Here is a 10466-nt window from a genome sequence, read left to right as displayed (position 1 = left end):
GCATTGGTGAATACACAGCAATCCCCAAAGTTCACCTTTTTTTAATAGAGGTGCGACCATATTTGCTCGCACTTGAAATTTTTCTAGGATTTGGACGTAGCAACCGGGGAACTTTCCTTGATAAATATCAGCGATCGCATTTACTCGACCTTGGGCGTAAAGGGGTGCAAAGTTTTCCCCGAAGCAATAATCATAAACTTTTTCTGCTATTACCGAGTTACACTCAGGTACAACATCCTCAGAAATAAATTCCCCTTCCCAATCTTTTTGAGGGTCAAAACGAAAAACTGCTACTCTGTCTGCTTGCAGCATTTGCCGTGCCTCAGTGACAGTAGTTTGGAAAATTGTATTTAAATCTAAAGACTCCCGAATTCGAGTAATGACGCTAGTTAGTGTTTTTTGTTGCTCTGCTTGGTACTGAGCGTGTGCCAACAATTTATAGTGTCGTAAGGCTACACCAATTTGTGTGCCGATTTTGGTCAGTGATTCGACTTCATAAGATTGCCACTGTCTGGGTGAAGCATTTTGGTAAGCAGCAATGACTCCCCAAAGTTTTTCTCCTTGGAGAATAGGGGCAGTTGCAAAGGCTTTTGCTTGAAATTGCTCCAACAGGGTTACATGGCAGTTTGTTAATCCGGCTTGGTAAATGTCATTGGCTGTAAACGTCTGGTTGTTAGCATAACGTCCGCCTTGCGTCTGTTGTAAATAAGTATCAGCGATCGCAGCCTGAACCCCAACTAAAGGAGTCCAGCCTGACGCAAAAGATTCAGCAACGAAGTTACCACTCCAATCGTCATTGAAGCTAAAGATGGCAACTCGGTCAGCTTGCAGCAACTGGCGTATTTCTTGAGTTGTGGTTTTAAAAATAGTTTCAATATCAAGGGGTGAGCGAATTTCATCGACAATCTGAGCAATTACTTGGTCACGTTGAGCTGCTTGAGCCAATTCTGCGACTTGCAATTGGACTTCATGAAGATGCTTTGCTTGTTGAATCGCAACCACAAGATGGTCAGCAATTTGCCGAATAAACTCAATTTCTGATTCTTTCCAGTCACGAGCCTCACTGCACTGATGAATGCAAAGCAATCCCCACAGTTCCTTCTGGCGCGATAGAGGGACAACGAGGTTGGCCTGTACCTGAAATTTACTCAAAATTGCCACATGGCAATCACTCAGTCCCGCCTTGTAAATATCTGCTACTGCTTGGACTCGACCTTGTTGATAACTGGCAGCAAATTGTTCTCCAAAGCAATGGTCGTAAACTTTTACTGCCATTGCTGAGTCCCAGCCAATGGCAACATCTTCAGAAACAAATTCTCCCTCCCAGTTTTGTTCGCGGTCGAACTGGAAGACTGCTACTCGGTCAGCATTTAGCAACTGACGCACTTGTGTAACAGTTGTTTGAAAAATTGTTTCTAAGTCAAGAGACTCCCGAATTCGGACAATTACACTTGCCAAAGCCTTTTGTTGCTCTAGTTGCTCTTGAAGTTGAGCGCTGGACAAGAGAAGTTGATTTTCTGTGAAATTTGAATTGGGTTCCATTGCTCTGGATTATGTCGTTTTTATACAAGGGTTTCTCATACCAAACTTCATAGGCTTGAAGGGTGTCAAAAGTATGACAAACTGCAAATTTTTACAGTGTTCAACAATTTCCCAGAAGATGGTTATTGTTATAGTTCCCCTTTCTTGATCTATCCTCGTAATGAGTTAAAAAATAGTTTTGGCTTGTACACAACAAAGGAGGCGACTAAGTTAGTATTGCAGGGACAAATCAGAAAAGCGAGCTGACCACTTTTGAATCGCGTTCGCTGTATCATAGCAATCTCAGGAATTTAATTCTGGGCGTAGGCATAGCTTTGCCTTTGCCCTTAGCGTAGGCATTTAAAATTACTAATTTGTCAAAATTTACCTGACAGACTGCGGTATTTCAGGTTAAATGTTTTAAAGTATGCACTCTGCAAGAGTTGTCGGGTATTATTCGTGACACAACAAGATCAAAAACCCTCTCGTTCTTTCGCTGGAATTGCTGGCATTGTTGCCGCAGCCACATTAATTAGTAAAGTCTTCGGTTTAGTGCGGCAGCAAGCGATCGCTGCCGCATTTGGTGTTGGTGCTGCTGCCACTGCCTATAGTTATGCCTATGTTATCCCTGGCTTTTTATTGATCTTACTCGGTGGCGTAAATGGGCCATTACACAGTGCAATCGTCAGCGTTTTAGCCAAGCGTCGCCGAGAAGAAGCGGCTCCCCTAGTAGAAACTGTGACAACGCTGGTAGGTGGAGTGCTGTTGCTGGTGACATTTGCTCAGGTTTTCTTTGCGGATGCGATCGTTGATTTAGTTGGTCATGGTTTGGAAGCGACAACCAGAGCGATCGCCATTCAACAACTCCGCATTATGGCACCGATGGCTTTATTTGCCGGTTTAATTGGCATTGGTTTCGGTACTCTTAATGCAGCCAATCAATATTGGTTACTCTCCATCAGCCCTCTGTTATCTAGCATTACCGTTATTATCGGCATTGCTTTGATGACCATGCAAGTGGGTAAGGACATTATCAAGCCAGAATACGCTTTAATCGGTGGTATGGTATTAGCCTGGGGAACCTTGGCAGGAGCAATTCTCCAATGGCTAGTGCAGCTAATTGTTCAGTGGCGGTTAGGATTAGGTACGTTACGCCTGCGGTTTGATTTTAAATCCCCAGGTGTTCAAGAAGTGATTAGAATCATGACTCCGGCAACAATTTCTTCCGGAATGATGCCAATTAACTTTGCTACTGTGCTTTACTTCGCCAGTCCCATACCTGGTGCTGCTGCTGGCTTTAACTATGCCAATTTGCTAGTACAAACTCCCTTAGGGATTATTTCTAATATAATTTTGCTGCCTCTGTTACCAATATTTGCCAAACTTGCCGAACCAGAAAATTGGGACGATCTCAAATTGCGTATTCGTCAAGGACTCCTACTTAGTGCTGTCACCATGCTACCTCTAGGAGCGTTAATGGTAGTGTTATCTGTACCCATTGTTCAGGTAGTGTATGAGCGGGGTGCTTTCAAGCAAGATGCTACACAGCTAGTTTCCGAGTTGCTAATCGTTTACGGGATTGGCATGTTTGCTTACTTAGCGCGTGATGTCTTGGTGCGGGTATTTTATGCCTTGGGTGATGGGCAGACACCTTTTCGCATCAGTACTTTTAATATCTTTCTCAATGCTGCGCTCGATTGGATTTTAGTTGGGCCTTTTGGTGCTCCCGGTTTGGTGTTAGCAACAGTGGGTGTAAATTGCAGTTCCCTGTTGATGCTGTTATGGTTGCTCGATCGCAAACTCAATGGTTTGCCTTGGCGGGAGTGGAGTGTGCCGATTTTGGGTTTGACTGCTGGTAGCGTAGCTGCTGGGGTAGCAAGCTATGGGACTTTGGTTGCTTCTCAACAATTCTTAGGTAAAACGGGTTTACTAGTTCTACTGTTGCAGTTGTGTGTATCTGGCTTCGTGGGAATTGCGGTGTTTGCTGCGATCGCTTCATTGATGAAAATACCAGAGGTAAATATTTTTATCTCTCGTCTACGTCAGCGCTTTTTGAAGAGATAACTGTTATCTAAATATAATTCAAGAGTCAGGAGTCAGAATTCAGCATGAATTGGAGTCCGAAAAAGCGAATAGCACAGCGTAAAGACAAGACAGTGGCGAGTCTGAATCTTCCACTTTCTTGTTCTGACTCCTGAATTCTGACTTCTGAATTCTTCAATTAAATATTTCAGTAGTTCCACCCAGGTGGGTGAGAAATAATTCAACCACTTGGGTGAACCAGATGCGTGAGGTTACATTTTGTAAAAAAAGAGATTCTAGTACTAGAGAAGATTGATTTTACTTAACTCTAGTGAGAATAATTCTATGAAATTTACAAAATTAGCTGCCTCTTTCCTTGCTGTTGCTTCCATTGTCCTCTCAGCCGGCATTGCATCTGCTCAAACAGCAGGTACTAACGGTAACTACATCGGTGCTGGTGTTGCTGTTGGTGCAACCAGTGGCGGACAAGGAAACGATGAAGCACAAATTGGTGGTAATATTCAAGGACGATACGCCGTACCCAATGCTCCTGTTTCACTGCGGGGTTCTGTATTGTATGGTGGTGATGCTGCTGCAATTATGCCCATAGTGACTTATGATGCGCCCATCGCCAAAAATACTAACGTTTACTTCGGTGGCGGTTATTCCTTTGTAACTGACGAAGGTCAAAAAACTCCATTGGGCAATCAGAATTCACCTGTAGTCACCCTTGGGATTGAATCAGAAGTTAGCAAAAATGTCATTGCCTACGGCGATACTAAATGGGGTATTGACGCCTACAAAAATAGTGATGCTGATGCCGTCAGCTTCCAAGCTGGATTAGGCTATCGCTTCTAGTAATTACGAGCTAGAAAACGGCCTATTCACAAGCTAAAGCAATGCTGTTTACCAGCCGTAATAGTAATTCATTCTTTCATACCTGAGTATTCTATTCAGGTATGAATAGTTTTTATTGATGATTTTGATAAAAAATGATATTGGCTAGTATTGATAGTTTCTTTTAAAGTGAAATGAGTAATTGAGAATACACGTATAAGATATTACTCATGAAAAAGATTAATCCCATTTCAGAAATAGTTGGTGAAACAACTGACGTAGAATCTTGGCTGATGCGAACGGGGCTAAGATTTTCCGACTTAGGTAACGATGCTGCAAGTATTGCAATCCGTAGGCAATGGCGAGAATACCAAGCCGCAGTTCACAAATGTTGTGTAACCCTACATCAACCACCATCACGCGTTCAACTAAGCGGCGACTATGCCAGCTTGAGAATACCTGGCTCGGCATTAACTAATTGTGAGATCGATCGCCTGTCGAGTCGTTCCCAGTCCTTAGACTAATTATCCTGTTGCACGCCGTTCACTACTGGCTTAACTTCCGAAAATGGATCGGTGCCTCCACCCCAGTTAAAATCACTAATTCGGAAGCTGATGCCGCCTAACTCCAACACCGGATTGTAACGCAAGGTGATGCCATAGGTACGACGGCTATATTCCAAAATGTAGTCGGTGCTAGTTTCCTTACCAGTATCCAAGTTAACAGATGTTTGGAAACCTAAGCGAAAAGGGCCGTAGATTTGCTGTGATATTCCGGCGGTCAATACTTTGTTATCAACGGAGCGGTCAAACAAAAAGGGAGATAATCCGCTATTTAAGCCTTGAGAGTAACTGACATTAAAGGCGGTATAGTCGAAAAAAGGTCGGGAAAAATGACCAATTTGCCCTTGTAAGCCAATTGTACCAGTTAGAGTACTTTGGTTATCACCATTGGTGTAATAACTGGTAGTACCTGTGAGGCTAGCGATCGCTAGCAAGTAAGGAACTACAGGAGTAGCGGTGTATCGTAATCCCTCGGTGGCAGTGGGTGGTAATGGTTTTCCCTGCCACAGCAACAGCCCTCTACTGAGAGTCGCACTGCCTTGTAAACGACCAAGTGAAATGCGATTGTTTTCCCGCACTGGTTCTAGCAAGTCTAGGCGATCGGTATTGGCATCAATATACTGGGCACTTGCCTGGTAGTTAAGGTTGATGCCACTTTTTCCTAAAGGAATCACAGGAGAGGTAATAATGCCGCCAAAACTGCTCTGGACAGTTTGAAAACCCAGAGTACCGTTGTAGAGACGATCGCGGTAGTTATATTGCACATTCAATGTATGGGGAAAGGAAGTGCCTAATGTCTGGCGCAATCCTAAATTCACTCGCAAATTTTCTTCCACGTCATTCAAGTTAAAACTAGTTAACTCCGCAGTTCCCTGAATTATCCTCCGTGGACTCAAAACAGAATTTATCTTGGTCTTCACACCAAACAGTGCGCCTAAGTCGCCCGTGCCTTCTTCCACACCTCTCTGTAATAATAACTGGGGCGTGATCGTCCAGCGTGTTTGCTCTGTATCGATTAGTGGAAAGCCACGCTCAATATACAAACCACCCCGATCTTCTCCATCGTAGCCAGGGGAGACTATTGCAGGTGAAACGTCCCGCTCTCGACGGTCAATAGTACGCTCATTCAGGGGAATTGGTAAGGAGACTGTTTGATCCAATACCAAACGCTGTTTCTGCGTCCTGATGCGGTCTACCAAAGGTGATTCTCGCGTCAAAGTTACTTTATCTGCGCGTAATTCTAATTCTGGGGGCGAAAAAGGATCGTTGGTGATGCGGACATTGCTTGCTTGCCAGCCTTGCGGATAAAAATCAATTTGTTCAGCTTCAAATCTGAGCCGATTGACTACACCCCCTGCTTTCGGTGGCGGGATGTTGCTAGCATCTGACTGACCACCAAATGTCACATTAATTCCTCCAGGGCTACTCACACCGGAAACGGGCTGATTGGCTCTAATGCGATCGCTGGGCGGACGTTTTGAAACTCCACCAGCACTTATAGCTGTGGGTGAAAAAGCAAAATCTGTTTGTGCTGAAGGTACGTAAATTTCTCCTCTACCATTTTCCAGTTCCCCACGATCTTGAACGAAGTTATAGGTAAAGCGTTGTCCGCGCAGTATCTGATCGCCCCGTGTTAAGGTGACGTTGCCTTCCCCCGCAGCGATCATGTTGTCCAAATTGACTTGTAAGCGATCGGCATCCACCACTGCTCCATCAAATCGCACAATTACATTACCTACAGCTGTAATAATTCGCTGTTTCTCGTCATACTCTTGCCGATCTGAAGTGACTTCTACAGTTCTTGGCCCGGCTGGCGGTGTGGTAGCTGGTGCAGTTGTACCAGATGGTTGAGCTTGGGGCTGAGTGGTATTTACTTGTGGTGTAGGCGTTGGTACTTGGCTTTGTTGCTGGAATTGGGACTTAAATTCTACAGTGATCGGTACTGAGAGTTGGTTTGTGGGCTTGCGAGATTTAAATGTTATAAAATTTTGTACTGATTGAGAACTAGGTGCTAGATCGGCAGCAGATAAAGAGATATTGTCTTTTTTTAGAGACTGTTGTGCAGTAAGAGCGCGTTTCTGTTTTTGTTGGGTTAACTTTTGAGATAAAATTTCTGCTTTGGATTTGTCTAACTTGTTACTGTTGGTGACAGTTGGGGCAATTTGAAGAGGCCATGGAGATTGGGCGACCAGTGGGCTTGGAGAAACTCTATAGGTAAAGCTCGAAGAGTCCAAAAAGGTTGATTTTGCTTCACCATTAGAGTTTGGATTTAGCGTAGACGCAAAGCGGCTTGTCGTCAGAGATCGCTGACTGAGTTTTTGAGAAGGCTCATCTTTTGCGTTTTGATCTGAAGCCTCCGCTCCGACTTTTTTTTGCAAGGCAGCGGCTTCTCTTTGCATCTCCCGTTTACGCAGTGCCGACATCAGAATTTCCGAGTGGCGGGGTTCGACGCTCGGACTTGTCTTTGTGTCTTTTTTAACTTGGCGATTAGAAGCTGTAACCTCCTGCGTGGGATAACCAACAACCAGTGGCTGCCCCAAAAGCCTAGCAGTTGCAGAAGCGGGGAATGGGGAACTTTCTGGTGGAAAGGTTTCTGGTGAATGAGCTACAGAAGAAGTTTTAGCAACTACCAAGTCATCTTGAGTTGAGTCAATCGGAGTTGACAATAAAGGATCGCTTTTAGTGTTACCCGAAATTGCCAACTGAGCCAAATTCTTGGGCTGCTTGGATTTGTCTGTTTTTTCGTGTATTCCAGTATCTACACCTGAAAGAAACTTTGTATGACTAGCAGACGAGGCGGGATTTACAGGTTGTAAAGATTCAACGATAGGAGGCGGATTAGGTGGCAGAACTGGATGAAGCATAAGTGAGCAAAATCGGGCTAACAAACAGCCAAATGACAAAGGGAAGGATTAAACATACATTTTGCCTTCCGACTGTCGCCTTCTGCTACCTACAGCAAGCTACTTGGAAGAAGAAACTTACTAAATTTTCGCTTAGTAAGTTTCTGTGGCGTTTAGTATTTTCCGCCTTCCAAAGTCGCGGATGATTTATCGCCCTTTTACTCTAAGTCCCGACGGCCGGGGTTACGAGCTGGATCGTTCGACAAAAATCCGAAGATGAAGATAGTTACGAAGAAGGCAACAACAATATAAACAGCGATTTTTAAAGTCAGCATAGAAATATCTCCAACGGGTAAAACAAAGAAAGCTTTTCTTTCAGTATCTGCAATGCAGAAAAGATAGCTACTTTATATTACCCAAATCTCGTCCCTTTTTTAGATGACTCTGGGGACTCAGGACTAACAATGCCTATCCTACGGTTATTGATAATGTACAAGATGTCAGTTGTCTGACTTGTAGATGCCCTTAGGAAAGATAACTCAGAGGCGTTTACCCTTGTGACGTTGACTGCTCGCAAAGGTTTCCCAAAAAAGGCAACAGGTTACAAGGGATAGTTACTATTCCCCATACCCTTCGGGAGTACTGAGTGCTGAGTACTGAGTGGGGAATAGGGAAGGTGGAGATAAGGAAGCAGGGGAGATGGATGAGGGGGACAAGGGGACAATGGGGTAAACAAAACTCTTAACTCTTAACTCTTAACTCAGCACTCAGCACTCAACACTCCCAATGCCTATGTCTTAACTTGAAGCTTTGCTATATCTTTGCCAATTCGGTTTTTGATTACTCGTGCAGGTATGCCGACAGCAACGGAAAAAGGAGGAATATCTCTATTAACAACTGCTCCCGCACCAATAACACTGCCTTTGCCGATAGTAACGCCATCTAATACTGTTACTCCATGTCCTAGCCAACAATCATCCTCAATCACAATTCCCTTGCGAGTAACACCTTGGTATTTAATTAGCTCCATCGGATCGGCAAAATTATGATTATTGGCATATATCCCTGAGTGGGCAGCAATCAAGCAGTGTTTACCAATTTTAATGTCTCCTGGACCCTCAATACACACGTTGGGAGCAATGAAGGTGTCTTCATCAATATGTATACACGTATCTTCCAAACACCCTATATCAACGTTACGCTCAATAGCGACTCTATTTCCTACATGAATTCTATTATTTTTATGTCCTCTCGCATCCATCCGCACACCCTTGAAAATATAGACTCCTGTGCCGATCTCAATACAAGAAGTACCGTTAAATTCAACACCATTTTGAATATATACTGGGCTGTCTATCTGGGCAAAAATACTACGATATCCTAAATTACGCAACTTTGGGCCCAGAAGAAGTGTTGGAATATCTCCTAACACTGTAGTTACTAAAAGTTCTTGCACGCGCTGCAATTTGGAAAAATATTGCTCGTTCTGCATGGCTACATATCTCTTTAATCAATTGTTGTTGACAGTGTTGAAAGTTGTTTTGGCTGTATTCTAATCTTCTGTCAATACCAATAGGCTCTGTGTGGATTAATACATGAGCTAAGGTAGCAGTATCACCAAAATTCCCCAAGATTTTTAGATGGTTTTTCAAATGTTGAAAAACCAGAGTCTGGCTTTGACTATGCGAGCAACTCTTGAGGTTAGGTGTGTAGAATTACTCAAGCAATATGCACAATTGCATTAAGTCGCTAGCAGATTTTGTACTATATGCACGTAAAATTTTGGCTTATGTTTCACAAAATCAATTAACAAAACAATTTCAATGCATTGCTGTGTCAAAACTTAGACTCTAAATTGTCTGATGGAAAATTTGCTGGTTTAGATAGACTACTGTTTTGGTTCTCTGGCAAATTTGAAAAGCTTGCTACCGCTAACAGCACTCCTAAAGCAAATAGGGATAGTGTTGTTTGTCTTGAGGCTATTTCCTCTCAAGCGGTTTTAGTCTTTTGAAACAATTCAGTTTCACAAGCTATTTTGCAACAAAAAATACATTTAACTAGACTATATTCAAAGTTTAGATAAAATTTCTGCCTAGCATAACAATGTAATTATTGTTGGATTTTTCTGGGTATTTTTGCCCAAAAAATCCAATTAGGGTGGATTATCTCCCACATCAGCCATCACATTGAAGTTAACCATCGGTGCAAACAAGTAAGCGCTTCCCCGACTGCTATGACGGCTTTCTTGCAACGAATTTCTAGAGTATGCTGCTCCAATCATGTTGCACACGGATGATTTACAGACTAAACCAATTCACGTTTGTAATGACATGAATAGTTTTTAATAACAATTGTTTTTAACGATAACACATTTTATTTTTAGTGGAACACTCTCATCAACTAAGTTGATTTCCAGATTTATTGTTGATGATAATGGTAAAAATAAGTTAACTTTTTTACTAGAGCAATCGCTACTCTGAAATATTTTTATACACTTAGACAGCATCCATTCAGGACGGAGATTTAAAAATGTTGTAAGTGGTTATTGGCATTTTTGTCTATATTTCTATCGTTACTATTTTATAATTGGGCGTTAAACTCAGAATGATATCTACTATACTTATGACACCCTCGTCGTTAAAAAGCTAAAGTAGCTGAAAATTTTCCTCTTCCCTATTAC

General features: G+C 42.8%; 8 protein-coding genes. 3 read left to right on the top strand and 5 right to left on the bottom strand.

Going from position 1 to position 10466, the window contains the following annotated elements:
- A partial coding sequence (locus tag IQ229_RS01955) for a GAF domain-containing protein (RefSeq protein WP_194040790.1) occupies window positions 1-1542 on the bottom strand: 1542 nt, incomplete at its 3' end.
- A 438-nt stretch (window positions 1543-1980) separates the two neighbouring features.
- Between IQ229_RS01955 and murJ the strand changes: the two genes are divergently transcribed.
- The 3 genes from murJ to IQ229_RS01940 all read left to right on the top strand — a co-directional run bounded on the left by murJ (window position 1981) and on the right by IQ229_RS01940 (window position 4904).
- Window positions 1981-3585, top strand: a complete 1605-nt coding sequence (gene murJ, locus IQ229_RS01950) for a murein biosynthesis integral membrane protein MurJ (protein ID WP_194040788.1) — start codon at window positions 1981-1983, stop codon at window positions 3583-3585.
- 303 nt (window positions 3586-3888) lie between these two features.
- Window positions 3889-4401 (top strand): outer membrane beta-barrel protein, encoded by a 513-nt coding sequence (locus tag IQ229_RS01945; protein ID WP_194040786.1) that lies wholly within the window; start codon window positions 3889-3891, stop codon window positions 4399-4401.
- A gap of 209 nt (window positions 4402-4610) precedes the next feature.
- On the top strand, window positions 4611-4904 hold the full coding sequence (locus IQ229_RS01940; RefSeq protein WP_194040784.1) for a hypothetical protein: 294 nt from the start codon (window positions 4611-4613) through the stop codon (window positions 4902-4904).
- Here the strand turns inward: IQ229_RS01940 and IQ229_RS01935 are convergent.
- From IQ229_RS01935 to IQ229_RS01920, 4 genes are all read right to left on the bottom strand, one after another.
- Complete coding sequence (locus IQ229_RS01935) at window positions 4901-7807, bottom strand: DUF3769 domain-containing protein (protein ID WP_194040782.1); 2907 nt, start codon at window positions 7805-7807, stop codon at window positions 4901-4903. The two genes, IQ229_RS01940 and IQ229_RS01935, sit on opposite strands and share 4 nt — an antisense overlap.
- A 197-nt stretch (window positions 7808-8004) precedes the next feature.
- Window positions 8005-8121 carry a photosystem II reaction center protein I gene (locus IQ229_RS01930; protein WP_041566417.1) on the bottom strand — a complete coding sequence of 39 codons (117 nt, stop codon included), beginning with the start codon at window positions 8119-8121 and terminating at the stop codon, window positions 8005-8007.
- A gap of 455 nt (window positions 8122-8576) precedes the next feature.
- Window positions 8577-9278, bottom strand: a complete 702-nt coding sequence (locus tag IQ229_RS24640) for an acyltransferase (protein WP_194040780.1) — start codon at window positions 9276-9278, stop codon at window positions 8577-8579.
- A 660-nt stretch (window positions 9279-9938) separates the two neighbouring features.
- Window positions 9939-10076, bottom strand: a complete 138-nt coding sequence (locus IQ229_RS01920; RefSeq protein WP_174707946.1) for a hypothetical protein — start codon at window positions 10074-10076, stop codon at window positions 9939-9941.
- Window positions 10077-10466 lie beyond the last annotated feature (390 nt).

The sequence above is a fragment of the Nostoc cf. edaphicum LEGE 07299 genome (genome assembly GCF_015207245.1).
GTDB classification, from domain to species: domain Bacteria; phylum Cyanobacteriota; class Cyanobacteriia; order Cyanobacteriales; family Nostocaceae; genus Nostoc; species Nostoc edaphicum_B.
The sequence above is the reverse complement of the archived record's forward strand: the minus strand, read 5'-3'. Positions and strand labels throughout refer to the sequence as shown.

Coding starts and splice junctions, on each gene's coding strand:
- IQ229_RS01945 (WP_194040786.1), top strand. CDS start 3,889: ATGAAATTTACAAAATTAGCTGCCTCTTTCCTTGCTGTTGCTTCCATT.
- IQ229_RS01940 (WP_194040784.1), top strand. CDS start 4,611: ATGAAAAAGATTAATCCCATTTCAGAAATAGTTGGTGAAACAACTGAC.
- IQ229_RS01935 (WP_194040782.1), bottom strand. CDS start 7,807: ATGCTTCATCCAGTTCTGCCACCTAATCCGCCTCCTATCGTTGAATCT.
- IQ229_RS01930 (WP_041566417.1), bottom strand. CDS start 8,121: ATGCTGACTTTAAAAATCGCTGTTTATATTGTTGTTGCCTTCTTCGTA.
- IQ229_RS24640 (WP_194040780.1), bottom strand. CDS start 9,278: ATGCAGAACGAGCAATATTTTTCCAAATTGCAGCGCGTGCAAGAACTT.